The 25,069-nt window shown below is 64.7% G+C and carries 22 protein-coding genes and 2 tRNA genes; 9 read left to right on the forward strand and 15 right to left on the reverse strand.

The window, feature by feature from the left end:
- The first annotated feature begins 46 nt into the window (after positions 1 to 46).
- Together VF34_RS09455 and VF34_RS09460 are read left to right on the forward strand one after the other, a co-directional pair.
- On the forward strand, positions 47 to 1,408 hold the full coding sequence (locus VF34_RS09455) for an MFS transporter (RefSeq protein ID WP_045841276.1): 1,362 nt from the start codon (positions 47 to 49) through the stop codon (positions 1,406 to 1,408).
- A gap of 6 nt (positions 1,409 to 1,414) precedes the next feature.
- Positions 1,415 to 2,218 carry an N-acyl homoserine lactonase family protein gene (locus VF34_RS09460; RefSeq protein WP_045841277.1) on the forward strand — a complete coding sequence of 268 codons (804 nt, stop codon included), beginning with the start codon at positions 1,415 to 1,417 and terminating at the stop codon, positions 2,216 to 2,218.
- Between the two features lie 90 nt (positions 2,219 to 2,308).
- Here VF34_RS09460 and clpX read toward each other — a convergent pair whose 3' ends face one another.
- From clpX to VF34_RS09485, 5 genes are all read right to left on the reverse strand, one after another.
- Positions 2,309 to 3,589 (reverse strand): ATP-dependent Clp protease ATP-binding subunit ClpX, encoded by a 1,281-nt coding sequence (gene clpX, locus VF34_RS09465; protein ID WP_027497577.1) that lies wholly within the window; start codon positions 3,587 to 3,589, stop codon positions 2,309 to 2,311.
- A gap of 296 nt (positions 3,590 to 3,885) precedes the next feature.
- Complete coding sequence (locus tag VF34_RS09470; protein WP_008715342.1) at positions 3,886 to 4,527, reverse strand: ATP-dependent Clp protease proteolytic subunit; 642 nt, start codon at positions 4,525 to 4,527, stop codon at positions 3,886 to 3,888.
- A 47-nt stretch (positions 4,528 to 4,574) separates the two neighbouring features.
- Positions 4,575 to 5,225 carry an ATP-dependent Clp protease proteolytic subunit gene (locus VF34_RS09475; RefSeq protein ID WP_072692168.1) on the reverse strand — a complete coding sequence of 217 codons (651 nt, stop codon included), beginning with the start codon at positions 5,223 to 5,225 and terminating at the stop codon, positions 4,575 to 4,577.
- A gap of 83 nt (positions 5,226 to 5,308) precedes the next feature.
- Positions 5,309 to 6,688, reverse strand: coding sequence for a trigger factor (gene tig / locus VF34_RS09480; RefSeq protein WP_045841278.1), 1,380 nt, complete (start codon positions 6,686 to 6,688; stop codon positions 5,309 to 5,311).
- A 101-nt stretch (positions 6,689 to 6,789) separates the two neighbouring features.
- Positions 6,790 to 6,863: transfer RNA gene (locus VF34_RS09485), tRNA-Pro, on the reverse strand.
- A gap of 170 nt (positions 6,864 to 7,033) precedes the next feature.
- Here VF34_RS09485 and VF34_RS09490 point away from each other — a divergent pair.
- Together VF34_RS09490 and VF34_RS09495 are read left to right on the forward strand one after the other, a co-directional pair.
- Positions 7,034 to 7,107, forward strand: a tRNA-Gly gene (locus tag VF34_RS09490).
- 111 nt (positions 7,108 to 7,218) lie between these two features.
- Positions 7,219 to 8,013 carry a hypothetical protein gene (locus tag VF34_RS09495; protein WP_032368466.1) on the forward strand — a complete coding sequence of 265 codons (795 nt, stop codon included), beginning with the start codon at positions 7,219 to 7,221 and terminating at the stop codon, positions 8,011 to 8,013.
- Between the two features lie 10 nt (positions 8,014 to 8,023).
- Here the strand turns inward: VF34_RS09495 and VF34_RS09500 are convergent, their stop codons facing one another.
- Together VF34_RS09500 and VF34_RS09505 are read right to left on the reverse strand one after the other, a co-directional pair.
- Entirely contained in the window at positions 8,024 to 8,818 is a 795-nt protein-coding gene (locus VF34_RS09500; protein WP_032368209.1) for an Fpg/Nei family DNA glycosylase, read from the reverse strand.
- Positions 8,819 to 9,298, reverse strand: a complete 480-nt coding sequence (locus VF34_RS09505; RefSeq protein WP_032374451.1) for a ribose-5-phosphate isomerase — start codon at positions 9,296 to 9,298, stop codon at positions 8,819 to 8,821.
- 19 nt (positions 9,299 to 9,317) lie between these two features.
- Between VF34_RS09505 and VF34_RS09510 the strand changes: the two genes are divergently transcribed.
- Complete coding sequence (locus tag VF34_RS09510) at positions 9,318 to 9,977, forward strand: DUF429 domain-containing protein (protein WP_045841370.1); 660 nt, start codon at positions 9,318 to 9,320, stop codon at positions 9,975 to 9,977.
- 77 nt (positions 9,978 to 10,054) lie between these two features.
- Here VF34_RS09510 and VF34_RS09515 read toward each other — a convergent pair whose 3' ends face one another.
- Entirely contained in the window at positions 10,055 to 10,672 is a 618-nt protein-coding gene (locus VF34_RS09515) for a mycothiol-dependent nitroreductase Rv2466c family protein (protein WP_032370209.1), read from the reverse strand.
- Between the two features lie 157 nt (positions 10,673 to 10,829).
- On the opposite strand from VF34_RS09515, the gene pepN reads away from it, so the two are divergent.
- Positions 10,830 to 13,403: an aminopeptidase N gene (gene pepN, locus VF34_RS09520; protein WP_045841279.1), complete on the forward strand. Its 2,574-nt coding sequence runs from the start codon at positions 10,830 to 10,832 to the stop codon at positions 13,401 to 13,403.
- Positions 13,404 to 13,520: 117 nt separating this feature from the next.
- Here pepN and VF34_RS09525 read toward each other — a convergent pair whose 3' ends face one another.
- From VF34_RS09525 to VF34_RS09535, 3 genes are all read right to left on the reverse strand, one after another.
- Positions 13,521 to 14,000: a DUF5130 family protein gene (locus VF34_RS09525; RefSeq protein WP_032368213.1), complete on the reverse strand. Its 480-nt coding sequence runs from the start codon at positions 13,998 to 14,000 to the stop codon at positions 13,521 to 13,523.
- Positions 13,987 to 14,238: an aa3-type cytochrome oxidase subunit CtaJ gene (gene ctaJ, locus VF34_RS09530; protein ID WP_027497587.1), complete on the reverse strand. Its 252-nt coding sequence runs from the start codon at positions 14,236 to 14,238 to the stop codon at positions 13,987 to 13,989. The genes VF34_RS09525 and ctaJ overlap by 14 nt, the downstream gene beginning before the upstream one ends.
- A gap of 81 nt (positions 14,239 to 14,319) precedes the next feature.
- Positions 14,320 to 14,982 (reverse strand): HNH endonuclease, encoded by a 663-nt coding sequence (locus tag VF34_RS09535; protein WP_174557300.1) that lies wholly within the window; start codon positions 14,980 to 14,982, stop codon positions 14,320 to 14,322.
- A gap of 231 nt (positions 14,983 to 15,213) precedes the next feature.
- Between VF34_RS09535 and VF34_RS09540 the strand changes: the two genes are divergently transcribed.
- Positions 15,214 to 16,173 carry a mechanosensitive ion channel family protein gene (locus VF34_RS09540; RefSeq protein ID WP_045841372.1) on the forward strand — a complete coding sequence of 320 codons (960 nt, stop codon included), beginning with the start codon at positions 15,214 to 15,216 and terminating at the stop codon, positions 16,171 to 16,173.
- A gap of 50 nt (positions 16,174 to 16,223) precedes the next feature.
- Complete coding sequence (locus tag VF34_RS09545; protein ID WP_045841280.1) at positions 16,224 to 16,619, forward strand: globin; 396 nt, start codon at positions 16,224 to 16,226, stop codon at positions 16,617 to 16,619.
- Between the two features lie 33 nt (positions 16,620 to 16,652).
- Here VF34_RS09545 and VF34_RS09550 read toward each other — a convergent pair whose 3' ends face one another.
- Entirely contained in the window at positions 16,653 to 17,111 is a 459-nt protein-coding gene (locus VF34_RS09550; protein ID WP_032399526.1) for a cupin domain-containing protein, read from the reverse strand.
- 189 nt (positions 17,112 to 17,300) lie between these two features.
- Between VF34_RS09550 and VF34_RS09555 the strand changes: the two genes are divergently transcribed.
- Positions 17,301 to 18,908 carry a glycoside hydrolase family 13 protein gene (locus VF34_RS09555; protein ID WP_442970633.1) on the forward strand — a complete coding sequence of 536 codons (1,608 nt, stop codon included), beginning with the start codon at positions 17,301 to 17,303 and terminating at the stop codon, positions 18,906 to 18,908.
- 41 nt (positions 18,909 to 18,949) lie between these two features.
- Here the strand turns inward: VF34_RS09555 and VF34_RS09560 are convergent, their stop codons facing one another.
- From VF34_RS09560 to VF34_RS09570, 3 genes are read right to left on the reverse strand one after another with little or no spacing between them, the layout of a single operon-like run.
- Positions 18,950 to 19,639: a DUF8010 domain-containing protein gene (locus tag VF34_RS09560; protein WP_032368215.1), complete on the reverse strand. Its 690-nt coding sequence runs from the start codon at positions 19,637 to 19,639 to the stop codon at positions 18,950 to 18,952.
- A complete protein-coding gene (locus VF34_RS09565) occupies positions 19,632 to 20,096 on the reverse strand; it encodes an acyl-CoA thioesterase (protein ID WP_045841282.1) in 465 nt (154 codons plus the stop codon). The genes VF34_RS09560 and VF34_RS09565 overlap by 8 nt, the downstream gene beginning before the upstream one ends.
- A 42-nt stretch (positions 20,097 to 20,138) precedes the next feature.
- The gene (locus VF34_RS09570) at positions 20,139 to 24,971 is read right to left on the reverse strand and encodes an NAD-glutamate dehydrogenase (RefSeq protein WP_045841283.1); all 4,833 of its coding nucleotides are present in this window, start codon (positions 24,969 to 24,971) and stop codon (positions 20,139 to 20,141) included.
- Positions 24,972 to 25,069: the final 98 nt, after the last annotated feature.

The following is a 25,069-nucleotide window of genomic DNA, read 5'->3' on the forward strand; positions in this document are numbered from 1 at the left end:
CGAACTGTGCGCCCGGCTTCCCGTCACACGAAAAGAGACGACACCGATGGATCCCCTCACGTCCGGTCACCCGCCCCTGCGCCCCGGAGCCAACCCGCGTAAAGCCGCAACCGCGGCCTGGGTGGGCAGCGCCCTCGAGTACTACGACTTCTTCATCTACGGCACCGCCGCTGCGCTGGTCTTCGGCCGCGTGTTCTATCCCGGTTCCAACCCCGCCACCGGAACGTTGTTGGCCCTGGCGACTTTCGGGGTCGGATACCTGGCCCGCCCACTGGGCGCATTGGTGCTCGGTCACATCGGTGACCGTTACGGCCGCAAGAAGGTCATGGTTGCCACCGTCCTGCTGATGGGTGTCGCCACTCTCGGAGTCGGCGTCCTTCCCTCGTACGAATCCATCGGCCTCGCGGCCCCGATAATCCTGGTCCTGCTGCGCCTGGCCCAGGGCTTCTCTGCGGGCGGTGAGCAGGCGGGTGCCAACTCCATGACCCTCGAGCACGCACCCGACCACCGACGGGCGTTCTTCACCAGCTTCACCCTCAGCGGCACCCAGGGCGGTCAGATCCTTGCCACGGCAGTCTTTCTCCCGGTCGCCATGCTCCCCGAGGACCAGTTGCTCAGCTGGGGCTGGCGAATCCCGTTCTTCCTCAGCGCCTTCGTCGTTGTCGCCGCATTCCTGATCCGGCGCTCGCTCGACGAGACCCCAGTCTTCGAGGAAGAGGTGGCGTCCGCCGAGCCGCAGCGTCTCCCGCTGACCGAACTGCTGTCCGAGCACTGGCCCGCCGTTCTTCGAGTCATGTTTGCCGCCGTGATCGCCTCGGTCAGTACGATTTTCACCGTCTATGCGCTGTCGTACGCAGTCAACACTGTCGGCCTGGAACGAACTCCGATGCTGTGGGTCGGCGTACTCGCCAACGTCGTCGCGCTGTTCGCACTCCCGTTCTTCGGGTCGCTGTCCGATCGCGTCGGTCGCAAGCCGGTGTTCCTGTTCGGATCGATCGGTTGCGCAATCCTCATGTTCGGATACCTCTGGTCCATCTCGGTCGGAAACTACGCGCTCATCTTCGTCTTCGGCATCGTCATGTTCGGTTTCGTCCACAGCGCGACGGGCGGTGTCTGGCCCTCGTTCTACGGCGAGATGTTCCCGGCTCGGGTACGTCTGACCGGAACTGCGCTGGGTACCCAGATCGGTTTCGCCATAGCAGGATTCGCGCCCACCATTGCCGGTGCCATCGCCGGGGCCGAGATCGGTGCGTGGTTGCCGGTCGCCATCGTCACCGCCGTGTTCTGCGCCGTCAACGTTGCGATCGTGTCCACGTCCAAGGAGACCTATCGCACGCCCACCGACGAGCTCGGACGATCCACCCGAACGACTCGGCGCGAGTCGGTCGCTCGTACGACGTCGAACTGACCCGCGATGATCGACGGACTGCGACCGGACCGTAGCGGTGAATGGCGTGTGTACGCCGTGCGCTATGCGAGCCGAACATCCCTGCGCAGCACGCACTTCCACTATACGGACGAGCGCGGTCACGAGCCGCACCCCACCGCGTACTACGTGTGGCTCGCGCTGTCGGACACCGAGACCGTCCTCGTCGACGCCGGTCTCGCACCGGCGACGGCGTCACGGATGAAGGGACTGGACTACGTCGGCTCCCCCGTGGACCTCATCGGAGAGCTGGGAATCTCCCCCGGTGACATCGACGTATGTGTGCTGACCCATCTGCACTACGACCACACCGGAGTCGTCGCAGATCTGCCGTCGGCCCGCTACGTCGTCCAGCAGAAAGAGCTCGACTACTGGAACGGTCCGTGGGCGACCCGCGTCGGGCAGGAACGCTGGTTGCACTCGCGGTCCGACATCGACCACGTCACGGGAAGTCCGCGTCTCGACATCGTCGACGGCGACCGCGAACTGGCACCGGGACTCTCGGTGCATGCGGTGGGCGGACATACCGCGGGCATGCAGGTAGTCAGCGTGCACACCGAGCGCGGGACCCTGGTGCTGGCGTCGGATGCGAGTCACTTCTACGAGAACATCGAATCCGACAGTCCCTTCGCGATTCTGCACTGCCTGCCGGACATGTTCGGCGCGTTCGACCGGATCAAGGAACTCGCCGACAGCCCCGAGCATGTCGTGCCGGGCCACGACCCGTTGGTGGCGCAGCGGTGTGCTGCGGTCGACCCGGACCTGCACCCGCACATCTCGGTCCTCGGCTGACAACCTCGATCGAGAACCTCCACAACACAGAACCAGCCCCGATCATCGCGTTCGATGATCGGGGCTCGTTCTGTGTCGTGCCGGAGCTGGTCAGGCCGACTTGTCGCGACGCTCCGGGCGTTCGGGCTTGCGCGGAACGATGGTCGGCAGGACGTTGTCGTTGACCGTCTCTGCCGTGACCACGACCTTCTCCACGTCGTCCCGGCTCGGGATGTCGTACATCACCGGAAGCAGCACTTCTTCCATGATCGCGCGCAACCCACGAGCACCGGTGCCACGCAGGATCGCCTGATCGGCAATTGCCTCGAGTGCCTCGGACGTGAACTCGAGCTCGACGCCGTCCATGTCGAAGAGTCGACGGTACTGCTTGACCAACGCGTTCTTCGGTTCGGACAGGATGGTGACCAGTGATTCCTTGTCCAGGTTGGTCACCGACGCGATCATCGGGAGACGACCGATGAACTCGGGGATCAAACCGAACTTGATCAGATCCTCGGGCATCACCTCGGCGAAGTGATCCTGCGTGTCGATCTCGGCCTTGGAACGCACCTCGGCTCCGAAGCCGAGACCGCGCTTACCGACGCGGTCGGACACGATCTTCTCGAGACCGGCGAAAGCACCGGCGACGATGAAGAGCACGTTGGTGGTGTCGATCTGGATGAACTCCTGATGCGGATGCTTACGTCCGCCCTGCGGCGGGACGCTGGCCTGGGTACCTTCCAGGATCTTCAGCAGTGCCTGCTGTACGCCTTCACCCGAGACATCGCGCGTGATCGACGGGTTCTCGCTCTTGCGAGCGATCTTGTCGACCTCGTCGATGTAGATGATGCCGGTCTCGGCCCGCTTGACGTCGTAGTCCGCGGCCTGGATGAGCTTGAGCAAGATGTTCTCGACATCCTCACCCACATACCCGGCTTCGGTCAGTGCGGTGGCGTCGGCGATCGCGAACGGCACGTTGAGCATCTTGGCGAGGGTCTGGGCCAGATACGTCTTGCCGCACCCGGTGGGACCGAGCATCAAGATGTTCGATTTGGCCAGCTCGACGGATTCGCCGCGCACATCGCGCGCCTTGTCGCCGGCCTGAATGCGCTTGTAGTGGTTGTAGACAGCGACGGCCAACGTGCGCTTCGCAGCGTCCTGGCCGATCACGTAGTTCTCGAGAAAGTCCTTGATCTCGGAAGGCTTGGGCAGGTCGTCGAGCTTGACTTCGCTCGATTCGGCCAACTCCTCCTCGATGATCTCGTTGCACAGGTCGATGCACTCGTCGCAGATGTACACCCCTGGTCCTGCAATGAGCTTCTTGACCTGCTTTTGGCTCTTGCCGCAGAACGAGCACTTCAGCAGATCGCCACCGTCACCGATGCGTGCCATTCGGAGGTTCCTACTTCCTTGTCCGCGTACGACCCGGCCGACCGCATACGCGGAAGGACGGGCTACTTCTCGATCGATGGCATGCCGAGTTCGAGATGCTCCGACCGAGTTCTTGGATGCGACGCTACCCGTGTTCGCCGAACATGGGCGGGTTGTTTCCGGTGATTCGCCGCCCGTTTTCACCAATCACGGCATTCGGGGCGTGAATCGAGACAGCCGGGCCGAGTTGTCCACTCGTGCCCGGCGTCCGATCGTCTGCCGGACCGCGAGGCGATCCGACCGGTGGTACTTGCGTGCTACTTCTGAGCCGAGAGCTTGCGGTACTCGAACACGGTGTCGATGATGCCGTAGTCCTTGGCCTGCTCGGCGGTGAGAATCTTGTCGCGATCGGTGTCCTTGCGGATCACGTCGGGATCCTTGCCGGTGTGGCGGCCGAGGGTGGTCTCCATGAGTCGACGCATACGTTCGATCTCGGCGGCCTGGATCTCGAGGTCCGAGACCTGGCCCTGGATTCCGCCGCTCGAGGGCTGGTGGATCAGCACTCGTGCGTTCGGCAGAGCCGCGCGCTTGCCGGGGGTGCCGGCTGCGAGCAGTACCGCGGCAGCCGAAGCCGCCTGGCCGAGGCACACTGTCGCCACGTCGGCGCGGACGTACTGCATCGTGTCGTAGATGGCCATCAACGAGGTGAACGAGCCACCGGGCGAGTTGATGTACATCGTGATGTCACGGTCGGGGTCGAGGCCCTCGAGCACCAGCAGCTGTGCCATGACGTCGTTGGCAGACGCATCGTCGACCTGGACGCCGAGGAAGATGATGCGCTCCTCGAACAGCTTGTTGTACGGGTTCGACTCCTTGACGCCGTAGCTCGAGTGCTCGACGAAGGACGGAAGGATGTACCGCGAGGACGGCAACTGGTTGGGATCGAACAGGTTTGTCATCGTTTCTCCAAGATGTGAGTGATCGAGGGTCGCCGGTAGCGGCCGAATTACTCGCCGACTCCGCCGGCCTGCCGCGCGCGGCTGACGACGTGATCCACGAACCCGTATTCCTTGGCCGCCTGTGCCGTGAACCACCGGTCACGGTCGGAATCCTCGGTGATCTGCTCGACGGTCTGGCCGGTGTGCTGAGCGATGAGCTCGGCCATCTCACGCTTGGTGTGCGCGAACTGCTCGGCCATGATCGCGATGTCCGAAGCGCTGCCGCCGATACCGGCCGAAGGCTGATGCATCATGATGCGCGCGTGCGGCAGGGCGTACCGCTTGCCCTTCGCGCCGGCCGAGAGCAGGAACTGGCCCATCGAGGCAGCCAGGCCCATCCCGTAGGTGGCGATATCGCACTCGGCGAATTCCATGGTGTCGAAGATCGCCATACCTGCGGTGACCGAGCCACCGGGCGAGTTGATGTACAGCGAGATGTCGCGGGTGGGGTCCTCGGCCGACAGGAGCAGGATCTGCGCGCACAACTTGTTGGCGATGTCGTCGTCGACCTGGGTACCGAGGAAAATGATGCGGTTTTGAAGCAGACGCTCGTACACGGAGTCGCTGAGATTCAGCCCTGCTGCGGCCGAAGTCATGACGGGACTCTGCTCGTGCGAAGCCGCCGGATTCTGAACAGTCACGGTACCTGCCTTTTCCATAACAAATCGTTGGTTCCTGACACAGACACTAACGAAAGACGGCGGCTCCGGAGTCCCGGAACCGCCGTCGTTCGCTGTGAGCGTTACTTCTCTTGTTCGCCCTCGGAAGAATCAGCTGCTTCGACCTCGTCGGGAGCATCGGCGGGGCTGCCGAACAGCTCGGCGGTGTCGACGCTGGCACCGTTGGTGTCGGTCACGGTGACGCGCTCGACGACCGAGGCAAGCGCCTTACCGCGCTTGACATCGGCGAACACGGCACCGAGCTGGTTGGCCTGCTGCACCTGCTGGATGAACTGCTCGGGCGGCATGCCGTAGCGCTGGGCCTGGAAGATGATCCGCTCGGTCAGCTCGTCCTGGCCGACCTGAGTGTTCTCGGCCTCGGCGATGGCGTCGAGCAGGAGCTGGGTGCGCACCGACTTCTCGGCACCCTCCTTGACGTCCTTGTCGAACTCCTCGCGGCTCGAACCCTGCGACTCGAGCAACTCGGCGAGCGCTTCCTCGTTGTGATCGAGGCCGTGGATGGCCTCGTGCACCTGGGAATCGACCTCGGCCTTGACAACGGCCTCGGGAGCCGGAATCTCGAGCGTCTCGAGCAGCGTCTCGAGCACCTTGTCGCGAATCTGACCGGCCTGCTCGACCTTCGCGACTCGCTCGACGCGCGTCTTCAGATCGGCCATCAGCTCGTCGAACGTGTCGAACTCGCTGGCGAGCTGGGCGAACTCGTCGTCGGCCTCGGGCAGCTCGCGCTCCTTGACGGACACGACCTTGACCGTGACGACGGCTTCCTTGCCGGCGTACTCACCGGCCACGAGCGTGGAGGTGAACTCCTTCGACTCGTCGGCCGAGACGCCGATGATCGCGTCGTCGAGGCCCTCGATGAGCTGGCCGGAACCGACCTCGTGGGACAGCCCGCTGGCGGTGGCCTCTTCGACGTTCTCGCCGTCGACCGTGGCCGAGAGATCGATGGACACGAAGTCGCCGGACTGAACCGGGCGATCGACACCGGTGAGGGTTCCGAAACGCTGACGGAGCGACTGCAGCTGCTCGTCGACGGCTTCGTCCTTGATCTCGAGCGGATCGACGACGACGCTGATGGTCGAGTAATCCGGCAGCTCGATCTCGGGACGCACGTCGACCTCGGCGGTGAACGTGAGCTCGGTGCCGTCTTCGATCTTGGTGATCTCGATCTCGGGCTGGCCGATGACCTTGACCTTCTCGTTGGTCACGGCCTCGGAGTAGCGAGAGGGAAGAGCGTCGTTGACGACCTGCTCGAGTACTGCACCACGGCCGACTCGCGCCTCGAGCAACTTGGCCGGAGCCTTGCCGGGACGGAATCCGGGGAGGCGGATCTGCTGAGCCAAAGCCTTGTACGCGCGGTCGAAATCAGGCTTGAGCTCCTCGAAGGGCACCTCAACGTTGATACGGACTCGCGTCGGGCTCAGCTGCTCGACGGTGCTCTTCACGGGACATGCTCCTTTGTGGTGATTCTTGCTTGCTGGCAGTTCTGGCTTGCTGTCTTCCGCTGGCCACGAGCACGGTGAGCCGTGCCCGCGGCTCTCATTTGTCGGGGTGACAGGAATTGAACCTGCGACCCTCCGCTCCCAAAGCGGATGCGCTACCAAGCTGCGCCACACCCCGTCGTACGGACACCATTGAACAGCAACCGATAGTAGCCCCTCATGGGCGCCCCACCCATGACGTTCCGTGAGACCGGGCTCGACGGGCCGGTTTGGAATCCGGCAACCGCTTTGGGTACAGTCTTGAAACGCAGGCGACGGAACTGGCGATCCCACGACTGTTGTTTGCACGCCGATGTAGCTCAATGGTAGAGCCCCTGTCTTCCAAACAGGCTACGCGAGTTCGATTCTCGTCATCGGCTCCATCGAAAGCCCCGCACTTCACGAGTGCGGGGCTTTTTCGTGTCCGCGTATCGTCGACAGTGTTCGAGTGAATCGGACGAACTGGACATGTATCGCCGATGGAAGGCTCAGAAGTGGAAATCGTCCTGATCGTCATCGTCGTGGCCGTAGTGGCACTGCTGGTGCTTCGCAGCAAGAAGAACTCCGCCGCAGCCGCGGCCACCGCACTGGCCGATGCGAAGGCCGACGCCCGCCAGTCGATCGAACGGCTCGGCGGCCAGGTCTACAACCTCGTGGGCTCCGACACCGCATCCAAGCAGGCCCTCGCCGACGCATCCGAGCGCAATATCGCAGCAGGCTCGCAGATCGACCAGGCGACAACCGTCGAGCAGGCGAGGCTGGCCAAGCAGACCGCGTTGGAAGGGCTCTATTACATTCGCGCAGCGCGCCTGGCGATGGGCATGGACCCGGGCCCCGAGGTGCAGGGCATCGACGGCCAACAGCAGGCAGGCCGTGTCACCGAGGAACGCAAGGTCGACTTCGAGGGACGAGAGATCGCGGCCTCACCGGACCCGTCGGACCGGACCCCGAACTACTACCCCGGCGGACGAGTGGCGGGCCGACCCGTCCCCGCAGGCTGGTACTCCGAACCGTGGTGGCGTCCGGCCTTGGTCGCCGGCGCATGGGGAATGGGCTCGATGTTCCTGTTCTCGGCGATGTTCTCCGGCATGGCCGGGGTTCCGGACGAGACTGCAGCGGGTGGCGACCTGGGTGCGGACGGTTCCGACGGGGGTGCTGGTGACAATTACGACGGTGGCGACGCCGGAGCAGGTAACGACGGCGGTGACGGCGGCGGCTTCTTCGACAGCGGAGACGGCGGTGGCTTTTTCGACGGCGGCGGAGGCGGAGGGGATTTCGGCGGGTTCTAGCTCGCCGGCCCTACGTCGCCTGACAGACGGGGCACCAGAACAGGTTTCGCGCCTGCATCGTCGAGTGCAGGATCTCGGCTCCGCACACGCGGCACGGGAGGCCTTCCCTGCGGTAGACGTACGAACGCGGTCGGCGGGCACCGTAGGTGTCACCGTGATCGTCCTCGGGCCGGATGGTGATGATGCGACCGCGCCGAACACCGATGGCCATGAGGTCCACGAGATCCAGCCAGATGGCGTCCCACTCGGCTCGATCGAGGTCCTTTCCGGGCCGCATCGGGTTGATCTCGTGCCGGAAGAGGATCTCGGCGCGGTAGACGTTGCCGACGCCGGCGAGCACCTTCTGATCCATCAGCAACGTGCCGATGGCCGTGCGTGACTTGGATATTCGTGCCCAGGCCGCATCCGGGTCGGCGTCCTTGCGGAGCGGGTCCGGCCCCAGACGCGCCAGGAGGGCGTCGACCTGCTGCTCGGTGTAGATCTCGCAGGCCGTGGGGCCGCGCAGGTCGGCACCGTACTTCTCCCCCACGATGCGCAGACGCACCGCACCGACCGGATCATCCAGTGGCACAGCGTGTTCGGTGAACTTTCCGTACAGGCCGAGGTGAATGTGCACGATCAGGTCGGATTCGTAGCGGTGCAGCAGATGCTTGCCCCACGCCTCGGCCTTCTCGAGGACGAGGCCGTCGATCAGCGCGGCACCGGAAACGAACCGTCCCTGGGGACTGCTCGCCTCCACCGGTGCCCCGCCGAACCGACGTTGATGCAACCGAGCGAGTCGGTGCAGGGTATGCCCTTCGGGCACTTACTCGGGCTTTCCCGGAACCTCGGGTGCTTCGCCGCTGCGCTCGTACTCGGACAGGATGTCGATGCGACGCTGGTGGCGCTCCTCGCCCGAGAACGGGGTGCCGAGGAACGCGTCGACGATGGCAAGTGCTTCGGGCAACGTGTGCATGCGGCCGCCGATGCCGATGAGCTGCGCATCGTTGTGTTCGCGAGCCAACTTTGCCGTCTCGACGCTCCACGCGAGGGCACAGCGTGCGCCCGGCACCTTGTTCGCGGCGATCTGCTCGCCGTTTCCGGATCCGCCGAGCACGAGGCCGCGACTGCCCGGATCGGCGACGACGCGACGTGCTGCGTCGATGCAGAAGGCCGGGTAGTCGTCGACCGGGTCGTAGTCGAACGCACCGCAGTCGACGGGCTCGTGCCCGGTTGCCGTCAGGTGTTCGATGATCTGATTCTTGAACTCGAGGCCGGCGTGGTCGGCACCCAGGTATACGCGCATGCCTAGAGTCTGACAGGTGATGTCACGAGCCGAGAAATTCGCCGGTGTCGACGGCGCGAAGGGTGCGTGGGTGGTCGCATTGTTCGACGGCACGAGAGTGACGTGGACGGCCTGCTCCTCCGTCTCCGACGTGTTGGAGCACACCCGAGACTGCGCGCGAGTGGGCGTCGACATGCCGCTGTCGCTACCCGTGGACGGTTATCGCGTCAGCGAACTGGAGGCGAAGAGGTTCCTGGGGACGGCGCGCAGTTCGATCTTTCACACCCCGGTCGCGGACGTTCTGGGCGCGGTGTCGTACGAACAGGCGTGCTCGATCTCGCGGTCGAAGACCGGCAAGGCGATCAGTAAACAAACGTGGCACATCTTGCCCGCGGTCCGGGCGTGGCGAGATTCGGACTTCGATCCGGAACGGTACGTCGAAGTGCATCCCGAATGCTCGTTCAGGGCGATGTCACCGACCACGGTCTACGCATCGAAGAAGACCGGCCGCGGCGTCGGGCAACGGTTGGCCGCACTGACACGATGGACCGGGGATCTCGATCTGGACGACCTGCCGAACGGGCCGCTCGTCGACGACATCCTCGATGCCGCCGCAGCGGCGTGGTCGGCCAGGCGCTTCCATTTCGGCGAGCATCTGACGTTCGGCACCGACAGCGGCTCGGATCGAATCGTCGCCTGACCCCCGTGCGCGAACTAGCCCCTCGTGCGTGAAAGTTCGGATCCTGCTACGAGTTTCCACGCACGAGGGTCTCGCGATCAGTCGAACTGCGGGTCCTCGTTGCGGGTGCGCTTGAGCTCGAAGAAGTGCGGGTACGCCGCGAAGATCACCGACGCGTCCCACAACTTGCCTGCCTCTTCACCGCGTGGAATCCGCGAGAGCACAGGGCCGAAGAACGCCACGCCGTTGACGTGAATGGTGGGAGTGCCCACATCGGGGCCGACCTTGTCCATTCCTGCGTGGTGGCTGGTGCGTAGGTCCTCGTCGTAATCGGTGCTCTCGGCTGCCGAGGCGAGATCGGCGGGCAAGTCGAGTTCGGCCAAGGACTCTCGGATGACGACGTCGAAATCCTTGTTGCCCTCGTTGTGAATTCGCGTGCCCATGGCCGCGTACAGCGGCGCGAGGATCTCGTCGCCGTTGCTCTTCGCCGCGGCGATCGCCACCCGCACCGGACCCCACGCCTTCTTCATCATCGCGGCGTACTCCTCGGGCAGGTCGCGGCCCTCGTTAAGGACGGCCAAGCTCATGACGTGGAAGTTGACGTCGATGTCGCGCACCTGCTGGACCTCGAGAATCCAACGTGAGGTGATCCAGCACCATGGGCACAGCGGGTCGAACCAAAAATCAGCGGTGTCTTTCTGTCCTGAACCGGCCACTGTCTGCTCCTCGAAAGTCGATGTCGCTGTCTCTTCATGTCGTAACACCCGGCCACCGCGCGGACATTCCACGCGACCCGTCAGCCAGCGCGCGACACGGCGGACGTGATGGGATGGACGGCACTACCCATAACTACACGAAGAGGTGTCGACTGAAGTGGTTGCTCCCAACCTGACGCGTGACCAAGCCTCCGAGCGCTCGGCGATCATCGGGGAAACGAAGTACGCGATCGTTCTCGATCTCACCGACGGCGAGGGCAATCCCGGCGAGAAGACGTTCCGCTCGCTCACCACCATCACGTTCGCCGCGACCGCCGGAGCGTCGACTTTCGTGGACATCGTCGCAGGCACCATCCGGTCGGCGACGCTCAACGGCACAGCGCTCGACACGACGAACTACGACGAGTCGACGGGGCTGGCTCTGGTCGATCTCGCCGAACACAACGAACTCGTGGTCGATGCCGACTGCGTCTACTCGCACACCGGCGAAGGCCTGCACCGTTTCGTCGATCCGTCGGACGGTTCGGTGTACCTGTACTCGCAGTTCGAGACTGCGGACGCCAAGCGCATGTTCGCGTGCTTCGATCAACCCGATCTCAAGGCCACGTTCGACCTGAAGGTCACCGCTCCCGAGAGCTGGACCGTCATCTCCAACGCAGCGCACGGTGCCGAGCCGGCCGCAGGTGAGCACGTGTTCGACACGACGCCGCTGATGAGCACATACCTGGTTGCTCTGATCGCCGGTCCCTACGCCGAGTGGACCGATTCGTACACCGACGATCACGGCACCATCCCTCTCGGAATCTACTGCCGCGCATCGCTTGCCGAACACATGGATGCCGAGCGACTGTTCACCGAGACGAAGCAGGGTTTCGGTTTCTACCACGAGAACTTCGGCACCCCGTATGCGTTCGGCAAGTACGACCAGCTGTTCGTGCCCGAATTCAACGCCGGAGCCATGGAGAACGCCGGGGCCGTCACGTTCCTCGAGGATTACGTCTTCCGGTCCAAGGTGACGCGGTACTCCTACGAGCGACGCGCCGAGACCGTGCTGCACGAGATGGCGCACATGTGGTTCGGCGATCTGGTGACGATGACGTGGTGGGACGACCTGTGGCTCAACGAGTCGTTCGCGACGTTCGCCTCCGTGTTGTGCCAGTCCGAGGCGACCGAGTACACCAACGCGTGGACGACGTTCGCCAACGTCGAGAAGGCCTGGGCATACCGACAGGACCAGCTGCCCTCGACGCACCCCATCGCCGCGGACATCCCCGATCTGGCCGCCGTGGAGGTCAACTTCGACGGCATCACGTACGCCAAGGGTGCCAGCGTGCTCAAGCAGCTGGTTGCGTACGTCGGTAAGGAAGACTTCCTGGCCGGGTTGCGGGCCTACTTCGTCGATCACGCCTTCGCCAACGCAACGTTCTCGGATCTGCTTGCGGCACTGGAGAAGTCATCGGGTCGCGATCTCTCCGATTGGGGTGCGCAGTGGCTGCGGACCACCGGCCTGAATACTCTGAGCCCCGATTTCGACGTCGACTCGGAGGGCAGGTTCACCCGGTTCGCAGTGTCGCAGACCGGCGCAGCACCGGGCGCGGGCGAGCATCGCGTACACCGCATCGCAATCGGCATCTACGACGACGTCGACGGCAAGTTGGTGCGTACCGACCGCGTCGAGCTGGACCTCGATGCTGCCGAATCGACGAATGTCGAAGCGCTCGTAGGTGTATCGCGCGGCAAGCTCGTGCTGGTCAACGACGACGACCTGACGTATTGCGCAGTGCGGCTCGATCCGGATTCGCTCGGTGTTCTCGTCGATCGGATCGGCGACATCGCCGAGTCGCTCCCCCGCACTCTCGCCTGGTCGGCCGCATGGGAAATGACTCGGTCCGCCGAGATGAAGGCACGCGACTTCGTGGCTCTGGTCCAGCGCGGAATCGGTAGCGAGACCGAAGTGGGTGTGGTGCAACGCCTTCTGCTCCAGGCGCAGACGGCTGTCACCAGCTACGCCGATCCGGCGTGGGCGGCAGAACACGGAGTCCCGGAGTTCGCCGACGCAGTGCTCGAGCTGGCCCGCGGTGCCGAGTCGGGCTCGGATCACCAGTTGGCGTTCGTCAACGCCCTCACCGGTACCGAACTCAGCGAGCGCCATGTCGAGGTATTGCGCGCTCTCCTGGACGGTGACGCCCAGGGGCAGTCCTTGGCCGGACTCGACATCGATACGGATCTGCGGTGGCGCATCGTCACCGCCCTTGCGGCGGCCGGAGCCATCGATGCCGACGGGCTCGATTCGCCGGTCATCGACGCCGAAGCCGAGAAGGACAACACCGCCGCCGGAGCGCGGTCGGCTGCCGCTGCACGAGCTGCGCGTCCCAGTGCCGAGGTGAAGGAGCGGGCATGGACGACCGTCGTCGACGACGACGCGGTTCCGAACATCACGGCGCGGTCGATCATCGGTGGTTTCGCGGGCCCCGGCCAGGGCGAACTGCTCGAGCCGTACGTCGACCGCTACTTCGAGGCGATCGACGGCGTGTGGGCTCGTCGATCGAGTGAAGTCGCACAGACCGTCGTGGTGGGCCTCTACCCCTCGTGGTCGATCAGCGAGCAGTCGTTGGCCGCAGCCGACAGGTTCCTCGATGGCGATCTTCCACCCGCTCTGCGCCGACTGGTGATCGAAGGCCGCGCCGGAGTCGTTCGGGCACTCGCGGCCCGGGCATACGACGCCGGCTGATCGCAGGTACACATACGACGAGGGCCGGTTGCGTCTCACCCGCGAAGGTGAGATGCAGCCGGCCCTCGTCGTCGCCGGGACCGCCGGCCGAGAACTACGGGGATGGAGCGCGACGAGCTACGGCGCGAGGATGGATGCCGCCATCACGCGGACCGAGGTCACGAGACCGTCGATGAGGTTGCCGTCGCGGAACGGGCCGAGCGCAGCGGTGACGCCGAGCTGAGCAACCCGATCGGTAGCACGGTTCGAGACCCGCTTTCCGGTGCGGATCTCGAGCGCGTGCCGGTTGGGGTCGACAGCGATCAGAACCGAACGAATCGCATCGGGGGTGCCGGGGAAGACCGAATCCGCTCCCGCAGCCGGATCGACTCCCAGGTCACCGACGTAGATGTTGAACCGAATCTTCGTCTTCCGGGTCGCCTCGCTCAGTGCGTCGTCGAGCGCGACCAGATCCTGCGTCGCGAAAGGCAGGTGCTCCGGGCTCGGCGTGCCGAACTCGTGTGCCACCGATACGCGACCACTCGCCGTCAGCGCAGCCCCGAACGGCAGGTCCTCTTCTCGGATGTCACCGCCACGTACCAGTTCACCACTTGCCACTTGCAGCACCTCCGATCGAATCGGCTGTGTCCGCGTCGTGCGATCCGTGGCCTCCGAACGGAGTCACCTCGTCCGTAGCGCTCCACAGCAATGGCTCGCGCGTCCACTCGTCCGTCAGCCGGTACGGAGCGACGTCCATCCCCGGCTGCTTGTCGGTCAAGTAGGACAGCGCGCCGACGATTCCGATCACCGCAACCGGAATCACCCCGAATATCAGCGTGGTCTCCAAAATGCTCACGGGGTGTGACGTTAGTCGACAATTGCCCGTCGGACCACGTCGGGGCTGGTGTTGTGACCGAAAAGAGCCAACGGCCGACAGTCAGGCAGCACCTTCGCCGAGGTAAGCCAACCAGCTCGGGTCCAACTCCTTGGTGGTCGCCAGCAGACGCCAATGCGGGCCCTTCGGTGGCACGAGCTGGGCTCGCAACGTCCACCCGATCTCACTGAGCAGCTTGTCCGCCTTGCGGTGATTGCAGGAGGCGCAGCACGCCACGCAGTTCTCCCACGAGTGGCCGCCGCCGCGGCTGCGAGGCACGACGTGATCGACGGTCTCGGCCTTGCTGCCGCAATAGGCGCAGCGGAATCTGTCGCGATGCATCAGTGCCGCGCGCGTCATCGGCACCCGCGCTCGATAGGGAACTCGGACGAACGTCCGCAACCGAATCACCGACGGCACCTGGACGGAGTAATCGGCCGACCGGATGAACGGCCCCTCCGGATCGTCGTGGATCACGTCGGCCTTGCCGCAAACGAGAAGAACCACCGCCCGGCGCATCGGAAGCGCGGTCAGTGGTTCGAAAGTTGCGTTGAGCAGCAGCACACGGCGCTTGACCCACGCCGGCACGGCGTCGTCGCCCGTGGCGTTGTGGGCCGTCGGCACCACGCGCAGCGGAGAAGCCCCCGAGGCCGTCTCACGCTGGTCGTGCGTGGTGCGGCCCTCAGTGGGCGGGAGTTGTCGGTGGCGGTGTTGAGAGTTCTTCATGCATTACTCCAGGGAGTGTCGGCGCCCGCGCATGGCTTGCGTGGAACACGGTTCACAGTGGAACACGAATACACCGCCCGCGCACAGCCTTTTTCTGCGCATTTTCTGTTGCCGATCGGTGAACATTCCGGTTTCCGATCAGCGAGTTCGAGGATCGATACCGCTATGCGCTGCGCGACTGGCAAGATTTCTGTGTCTCCGTAGACTTTTCGGGTGGCTGTATCAACCCTTCTGTCCGTATCGCCGTTACCCGAACCTTCGCTGCTGCGAGAGCTCGACACCCGAGCATTCGAACTGACCGACACCGGACGCGACTGGCTGGTCGACCGTCCGTTGCAGATCCTCGGCTATCTGGTTCTGGCGATCGTGCTCAGGCTCGTGTTGCACCGAATGATCGACCGCTTCACTCGACACGACGCCGGCCGATCACCTGCACTTCTCCGGCCGTTACGCGACCGGTCCTCGGGAACGGTGAAGGGCGAGATACTCAACGAACGGCGCAGACAGCGGGCCAACACGATCGGTTCGGTACTCCGATCTGCGGTGTCGGTCATGATCCTGACCTGGTTCGTGCTGTCGGTGCTCGACGTCGTGGGTGTGAACGTCGCCCCGTTCATCGCGTCGGCGGGGATCGTCGGTGTCGCCCTCGGTTTCGGTGCGCAGAACCTCGTCCGCGACTTCCTGTCCGGAATCTTCATGCTTCTCGAGGATCAGTACGGGGTCGGCGACGTCGTCGATCTCGGTGAGGCGATCGGCACGGTCGAAAGCGTGGGATTGCGCGTCACCACGATCAGAGATGTCAACGGCACCGTGTGGTACTGCCGAAACGGTGAAGTTCTGCGGGTGGGCAACATGAGCCAAGGGTTCGCGGTAGCTGTCCTCGACCTCCCCGTCTCCCACACGGCCAACATCGACGAGGCCTGCGCGGTGGCCGAGAGAACCACCAACGAGGTCGTGGACTCCGGCGACTTCGACAGTGACATCCTCGAACCCCCGGAGATGCTCGGCGTCAATGCCGTCAGCGCCGATACCGTGACCATCCGGATCACGATCAAGACCCGACCCGGCCGCCAATGGGCAGTGCAGCGTCGCCTCCACCGCGACATCCTGCAGTCGTTCGACGATGCCGGTATCAAAGCCCCGTATGCGCTGGGCCGTCCGGGTGGGGTTGCAGTCGAGAGCAGCAGCTGAGGGACAATGAGCGTGACCGACGCCGACGAGGAACGAACAGAGAGAGTTTGATGACCGAACCGCAGCAGACGTTCTACGACGCGGTCGGCGGTGCGGAGACGTTCCGGTTGCTCACGGCGAAGTTCTACGAGGAAGTGGCCAAGGACGAGATCGTGCGGCCCCTGTATCCCGAGGAGGACCTGGCTCCGGCCGAACGGCGGATGCGAATGTTCCTCGAGCAGTACTGGGGCGGGCCTCGTACGTACTCCGACGAACGTGGTCATCCACGATTGCGGATGCGGCACAACCCGTTTCGGATCGGGCCGCTCGAACGTGACGCCTGGCTTCGATGCATGCACATCGCGATCGCCTCGATCGACCCGGCGGTCCTGGATTCTGCGCACCGAACGCAACTCGTCGACTACATGGAGATGGCCGCCAATTCGATGACGAACTCGGCAATCTGAGAGCTACGGCGTCACGTTCTACGGCGTCACGAACTACAGCGATGCGCCTCGCCGCAGGCCCGCTGCGCCACCTCGGAGGCGGCCGAGCCGGCGGCGGAGCGAGCCGGCTACCCCGAGCACGAAGCTCAGCGGCGCGGGCAGGTGCTGCCGCAAGATGGCGTGCTTGCGCACGTAGTTCTCGACGTGCCACTCCGACCAGGTGCCGGCCCGGAACAACGCTGCGTCGCCGGCGACCAGAGTCCGGGGCGCGTGGTCTTCGCTGGACACCACGACCGACCCGTCCATGATGTGGACGATCTCGTCGACTGCGAAGTACCACCGAAAGCGACCGGCCGTGCAATCCCACACATTGGTGGTCGTGGTGCCGTCGGTGCTTCTGGACCACTCCGCGACGCGCGCCCGCGGGTTTCCCTCGAGGATCCACGTGGGTTCGATGGGACTGTCGGAGAGCGAAACATCTTCCAGCCGCACAGCAATGGTCGAGGTTCTCATGGTGTCGTCGCGTCCTCACCGTCGGGCGCGGCACCGGCCGCTGCACGTTTTACGTTGCAGAACATACAACACTTTCCAAACGTGGGGATACGTGTCGGTCATGTGAATGAGCACAATCCTTTACCTTCCGATCGACCGCCAGTGCAGGGTGCCGGGTGCACCCCAGCGCCCTCGAATCGTTCGAAGCCCATTCGTTTGGCACTATTGCCAGTTGTGACCGATCCGATCGAAAGCACCGAGTTGTCGTGGTGGCAGGACGCCGTCTTCTACCAGATCTATCCCCGGTCGTTCGCAGATGCGAACGGTGACGGAATCGGTGATCTCGACGGCATCAGAGACAAGCTCGGCTACCTCGAATTGCTCGGTATCGACGCCATCTGGATCGGACCGATCACGCGGTCGCCCATGGCCGATCACGGCTACGACGTTTCCGACCCCCGAGACATCGACCCCATGTTCGGCAGTCTCGAGATCTTCGACGCGTTGCTCGACGAGGCGCACGCCCGCGACATCAAGGTCACGATGGATCTGGTGCCCAATCACACCAGTGACGAACACCGGTGGTTCCAGGCGGCTCTGAACGCCCCTCGTGGCAGCGCCGAGCGAGCGCGCTACATCTTTCGAGACGGGCTCGGCGACGACGGTTCGCGGCCGCCGAACAACTGGCCGAGCATCTTCGGGGGTCCCGCCTGGACGCGAGTCGACGAGAGGGACGGCTCCCCCGGTCAGTGGTACCTGCACATCTTCGCGCCCGAACAACCGGATCTGAACTGGGACAACCCCGAGGTCTTCGACGACTTCGCGCGCACACTTCGGTTCTGGCTGGACCGAGGCGTCGACGGATTTCGACTCGACGTCGCCCACGGCATGGCAAAACCTGCCGAGCTGGCCGACATGAGCCTCGAGTTCAACGCACTGATGAAGAACGACGACGACGATCCCCGGTTCAACAACCCCCGAGTCCACGAACTGCACCGCCGCATCAGAGCCGTCATGAACGAATACCCCCACGCGGTGACGGTCGGCGAGATTTGGGTCCAGGACAACGTCCGGTTCTCCGAATACATCCGCCCCGACGAGCTGCACCTGGGCTTCAACTTCCGCTTGGCCAGTGTCGATTTCGACGCCGAGACCATCCGCGATGCGATCTCCAACTCGCTCGCGGCCGTCGAACTGGTCGGCGGCACCCCGACGTGGACACTGTCGAACCACGACGTCGAACGCGAGGTCACCAGATACGGCGACGGAGACCTGGGCTATCACCGGGCCCGGGCCATGATTCTCGTCGAATTGGCCCTTCCTGGAACAATTTTCGTATACAACGGTGCCGAGCTCGGGCTACCGAACGTGCAGCTGCCCGACAGCGCCCTGCAGGACCCGGTGGGGGAGCGGTCCGGGCACACCGAGCGCGGACGCGACGGCTGCCGAGTCCCCATGCCGTGGGAGGGTGATGCCCCTCCGTTCGGGTTCTCCACCACCGATCGCACCTGGTTGCCGATGCCGCCGGAGTGGAAGGGGCTGACCGCCGAGGCGCAGCTCGAAGAGGTCGATTCGATGCTCAGCCTGTACCGCACGGCGTTCGAATTGCGCACCCTGCGGCCGGAGTTCACCGGCGGCGGAATCGATTGGTACGGTGCCCCTCCCGGGTGCCTGGCCTTCCGGCGCCGCGGGGGCTTGATCTGCGCCCTCAACTCCTCCGACGAGTCGATCCCACTCCCACCCGGCGAAGTGTTGCTGACCAGCACTCCGCTGGTCGACGGGATGCTTCCCGCGAACGCGGCCGCCTGGCTCGTCTGAGCCGGCCGGCCGGCTCGTCCGAACCGGCCGACCGGCCACGCTCAGCGTTCGACGGTGAGCGACAACTGTTGGCCCGGGCGGCGAACGAACACCGACCCGAACCTGGCATCGAGGCGCAACCACACCTTGGTGGCGCGTACTCGTACCACCTCTGCGGCGGCGATCCTCTCCGGGTCGACGTCGATCGTCAACGGATCGTTACCGTCGTGCGGCACGAAACCCATTGCGGTCAACCCGAATACGGTGCGCATGGTGACCGAGACGTCGTCGCCGTCACCGGTCACGTGCAACACCTGCTGTTCGAGCAACGAGCTCGGCGGCCCGTGACTGCTGCCGTGTTCCTTCGCCAGTGCGGCACCGCGCTGTGCGAGTCCGATGAGCACCCGCGCGGGGACGTCGTCGAGATGCTCGAATCCGCCGTCGGGAGGAAGGGTGCCACGCCAGGCGGAGTCCATCGAGAAACCCGGGTCGATCACGCCGTCGTCCGCGTTCTGCAGAGCGGACACCAACACATCGGCACCCGCACTGGTGTCGTCGGGCACGATGGTTCCCGCAATCACCCGCGCGGCGAGCGCATCGAAACCGGTTGCCGCCCAACACGACACGCCCCCGCCGGCCCGAGTGCGCAACCGAACGACAGCAGCCTCGTCCAGGCGCAATGCCCTGCTGCAGAACGTCTGGAGGTTCTCCCGCTCGACCGCATCGGGAACGGTCAGAACGCGCTCATACACGCTGCCAACTCACCAGGAACTCGCGCTCGGCGGGAGTGAGCCGACGCAGTCGCTGCGCGTCGATGTCGAACGCCGCGATCTGCGTCGACGCCACCACCGCTGCCGGAGTATCCAGCGACGCCCCGCGTGCCCGCACCTCGTACCCCACGACGAAGTCCACCGCGCGGACCGCATCGATCCACATGAAGACGTCGAGGGGTCCGTCCTCGTGTCGCAGCTGGCCGCGATACTTCACGTGCAGATCGGCAATGACGGCACCGTGACGCAGATTCGCAGTCGGCCTGCCGTCCACCAGCAGCCACGGGATCCGCGCCTCTTCGAGCAACGTCACCATTCGCGCGTGGTTGATGTGTTGATACACATCCATATCCGACCACCGCACATCCACAGCGGCGTGAAAGCCCACCCGCTCGGTGGCGGGTCGCTTGTCGGACAGATGGTCGTCGGGCACACTCACGCGCTTACTACCTCTTCTCGATCGAACGAAAGTTCCATGCTGTCAGGGAACCATGTTTCTCACCTGTCGGGCGGCAACCGAGAGTGTCGCCAGGTCCAGCGTCCCCGTCTCGGCGATCTCGGTGAGCGCTGCACGCGAGCGGGCCAACCGCGACGAATTGGTCGATTCCCATTCGGCGATCTTCTCCGTGACCGACTCGTCCGGTTCGCCCGCGGCCAACACGGCCTTGGTGATTCCGCGAAGGGAGGCGTACAGATCGTCACGAAGAGCCAAGCGCGCCAACGAATGCCATCGATCGCCGCGGGCAAGCTTCGAGACCGCGGTGAGCAACCAGTCGATGCCGATGTGCGCGTCGAGCGCGAAGTAGAGCTCGGCCACCTCCGCCCCGTCCCGGTCGACGATGTCGGCGATATCGATGATGTCGAGCAGGCAATACACGTCGAGCAAGCCGTAGATCCGACGTGCCAGCTCGGCCGGAGCACCTCGTTCCATCGCGGCCCCCGAACGCCGGTCCAAATCGACCGCCTGGTGACCGGAGATCCACGACGCGACCCGCGGCTGCAGAGCGCGAACCTGCCCGGCATAGCGACTGATCTCGGCCCCGACCGCCAACGGCTGCGGCCGATTGGCCAACAGCCACCGGGATACTCGATCGAGCATGCGACGCGATTCGAGCAGCAGCTCGGCGGACACTGCGGTGGGTACGTCGGCAGCGCGAATCGAATCCCACACCTCGTCGAGGCCGAAGATTTCGGTGGCCGCGGCGAATGCGCGGATGGCGTCGGTGCCTGCGGCACCGGAGTCCTCGGTCAACCGATACGGGTAGGTGATTCCGCCACAGTCGATGGCCTCGTTGGCGAGCGTCGTCGCCACCAGTTGACGCCGTAGCGGATGCGCCTTGATGGCATCTGCGTACGGATCCCGCAGTGGCTCGGGGAAATACTTGGGTAGCCGGGGGGCGAAGACGTCGCTGTCGGGAAGCTCGCTGTCGAGCAGTTCCGCTTCCAGTGCCAATTTCACGTGCGCCATCAACGTCGCGAGTTCCGGCGACGTCAGTCCACGCCCGTCTTGCTTGCGACGACGGAGATCGGCCTCGGTGGGCAGAGCCTCGAGCTCCCGGTCGAGCCCTCGACGCGTCTCCAGATCCTCGATGACCCGGCTGTGCACCGTCACCAGATGTGGTGCGTCGAATCTGGACGTACCGAGCAACTCGTTCTGCATGATGTTGTCCCACAACACCAATCGCCCGACCTCGTCGGTCATGGACGCAAGCAGCTCATCGCGGTCTTCGCGCGCCAGGTTTCCGTTGGTGATGGCAGTCTCGAGCAGGATCTTGATGTTGACTTCGTGATCGGAACAGTCGACGCCCGCCGAGTTGTCGACGGCGTCGGTGTTGATCTTGCCGCCGGCTGCGGCGTACTCGATCCTGCCCAGTGCGGTGGCACCGAGGTTTCCGCCCTCCCCCACCACGGCCGCCCGCACATCCACGCCGTCGACCCGCACTGCATCGTTGGCCTTGTCGCCGACTTCGGCGTTGCTCTCACTGGAAGCCTTGATGTAGGTGCCGATTCCGCCGTTCCACAGCAGATCGGCGGGAGCCTTCAGGATCGCGTTCACCAACTCTTGTGGTGACAGCGCAGCAACCGATTCGTCCAACCCGAGGGCCGAACGTGCTGCGGCGCTGATGGGTACGGATTTGCGGGTCCGCTCCCACACCCCTCCGCCGGCACTGATGAGCGAGGTGTCGTAGTCCGCCCACGACGACCGCGGCAGGGCGAACAAGCGCTCCCGCTCGGCGAACGACGACTCCCGATCGGGGTCGGGGTCGAGAAAGATGTGCCGGTGGTCGAACGCCGCGAGCAAGCGAATGTGTCGGCTCAGCAGCATGCCGTTACCGAATACGTCTCCGCTCATGTCGCCGACGCCGACGACCGTGAAATCCTGACTCTGCGTGTCGATTCCGAGCTCACGGAAGTGCCGCTTGACGCTCTCCCACGCACCCTTCGCGGTGATTCCCATGGCTTTGTGGTCGTATCCGGCGGATCCACCGGACGCGAAGGCGTCACCGAGCCAGAATCCGTACTCGGCAGCGATGCCGTTGGCCATGTCGGAGAAGGTCGCGGTGCCCTTGTCCGCCGCGACGACGAGGTAGGTGTCGTCTCCGTCGCGGCGCACCACCCCGGTAGGTACCGATACCGACCCGGTGGCGCGGTCGAGATTGTCGGTGATGTCGAGCAACCCGGCGATGAACAGTCGGTAGCAGGCTTTGCCTTCCTCGGCGTATGCCTGTCGATCTCGGTCGGCTCCACCGGTGGTCACCGGAGGACGCTTGACGACGAATCCACCCTTGGCCCCGACGGGCACGATGACTGCGTTCTTGACCATCTGAGCCTTGGCGAGCCCGAGAATCTCCGTCCGGAAGTCCTCCCGTCGATCGGACCAGCGCAACCCGCCTCGGGCCACCGCACCGAACCTCAGATGCACCCCCTCGACGCGCGGGGAGTACACGAAGATCTCGAACGTGGGCTTCGGTTTGGGCAGCTCTGCGATGGATTGCGGGTCGAACTTGAGCGAGAGGTACGGGCGATGTGCACCGTCGGATCCCACCACGAAGTGGTTGGTGCGCAACGTCGCTCGGATGAGCTCGAACATGCTGCGCAGAATGCGGTCGGCATCGAGGCTGACGACCTCGTCGATGAGCTCACCGAGCTGAGTGCCGATGGCCTGCGCGTCCGCTTCGGCACTGGTCTCGGGATCGAACTGCGCCTCGAACAGTCCGACGAGCAGCCGCGCGGTGCGCGGATGCGCCAGGAGGACGCCCTCGATGTTGAACTGACTGTAGGGAAAACCCGCCTGCCGCAAGTACTTGGCGTAGGCACGCAACACCACGGCCTGCCGCCAGTGCAGACCTGCGCGCATCACCAGTTCGTTGAAACGATCCGCTTCTGCCGCGCCGCTCCACACGGCCGCGAATGCGTCGGTGAATCGATGCTGGACCCGGCTCTCGCGATCGGCCGTGCCTGCCTCGGACAGCTCGGCGTCGAGGTCCCCGTCGATGGCCGAGCGCAACATCTCACGCGAGGCAGAGAGACCGAAATCGTATATCCAGCAAGACATTCCGTCCGGACGCACCACCGGGTACGGCCGCTCGTCGTCGACCTCCACACCGAGACTCTGCAGAATGGGCAACACCTGGGACAGTGATACGCCCGCACCGCCGATGTACAGCGAGAAGCGCCAGCTCCCCACGGCCGAACGCTCGTTTCGGTAGAGCTGCATGTCGATCGCTTCGTCGCCGAGTGCTTCGAGGCGGGCAATGTCCGTGACGGCCCTGGCCGGACTGAAGTCCTGCTTGTACGCCTCGGGAAAAGCCTCGGTGTAGCGCTGAATGCGCGCCGGGTCGACGGCTCGGTCGAGGGACACGGCGTCACCCAACGAGTCCTCCCACGTCCGGGTGGTCTCGGTCAGCGCCGCTTCGATCCGGGTGATGTCGTCGACCGACGGGTGGGGAGAGACGGTGCCCGGTGCGCGGCGCACCGTCACGTGCAGCAGCGCGAGATCCGATTCGGTGACGCGTGCGGTGTAGTCGAGCGAGGTACCACCGAGCTCTCGGAGCAGTCGGTCCTGGATCGCGAGTCGGACGCGAGTGGTGTAGCGATCTCGCGGCAGGTACACCAGAGCACTGACGAAGGACCCACTCGCATCGGGTCGCACGAACAGCTTGACCTTGCGCCGACGACCCAGCGCCAGAACAGCACTCGCCGTTTCGAACAGCCACGAGGCAGAGGTCGCGAACAGTTCCGACCGCGGCATCGACTGCAGCACCTCGAGCATGGCCTGGCCGGAGAAGGACCCGAGATCATGGCCGGCCTTGGCGATCACCGACCGCACTCGACGCTCGATCACCGGAATGTCGAGGACGTTCTCGTGCAGCGCGGTGACGGTGAAGACGCCGACGAACCGATGCTCGGCGGAGTCGTCGGCGTCGATCACACTGACGAAATAGGGGTAGACAGCACGATGAACCGTGGCGGGGTTCGGCCCCTGCGTCAGAGCAACCAGGTCGCGCTCACCGACCGGTTCGGGTCCGTCTCCATGTTGACCGGCATCGCGCAGCACACCCAGGCTGCTCGATTCCACACCGGTTGCGGTTCGGTCGCCGTCGCTACCGTCGATCGTGTATCTGCGGTAACCCAGCAAGGTGTAATGGCCGTCGCCCAGCCAACGCAGCAAGGCAGCCGCATCCCGGTGTGCGACGGCTGCTTCGGAGTCGGTGTCGCCGGACGCTGCGGCGACACCGTCCAACCGATCGGCCACGGCAGCCTGCACGCGACGCATCTCGTCGGTGTCGCCGACGACCTGACGCACATCGGCGAGTACTCGACTCGTCTCCTCTTCCAGCTGCGCGACGGCATCGTCGGAGGTGGACGGGTGCAGCTGCACGTGTATCCAGGATTCCGCGATGCCGGCCGAACTCAGCCCGACGAGCACTCCCTCTGCGTTCCGATCGACGGAGAGAATGGGATGGACCACGTCGGTGTATTCGATGCCGAGACGCGAGAGCAGCGACATGATCGATTCGACCAGCAGCGGCATGTCGTCGGTGACGATTTGTAGGTAGCTTCCCGCTACCTGCTGTGCTGCAGACTCGTTCGGTCGGTGGACCGCCACATTCGCCGTCCCCGGCAGCCGCTCTGCGGCGAGCCGAACGTGCCGCCGAAAAGAGGTGATGTCGGGGGTATGCGCGGACACTGCGACCGCAGTGGCGTCGGTGTGCTCGAAATACTCCGTACGCAATGTCGCCAACTCGGCCACAAGCCTGTCGTCGAGCCCGTCGGCCCAGTCGTCGTCGGTCAGGTCAAGCGAGCGTGACATTGTTTTCGAGTACTCCCTCGTGAGGATTTCCCGACGCCCGCCGATCGCCGGTCGTCGATGACCCCTCGACCCTAGTGCGGGTGACCCCGCAACCGCAG

This window comes from Rhodococcus sp. PML026 (genome assembly GCF_000963615.1).
Classification (GTDB): Bacteria; Actinomycetota; Actinomycetes; order Mycobacteriales; family Mycobacteriaceae; genus Rhodococcoides; species Rhodococcoides fascians.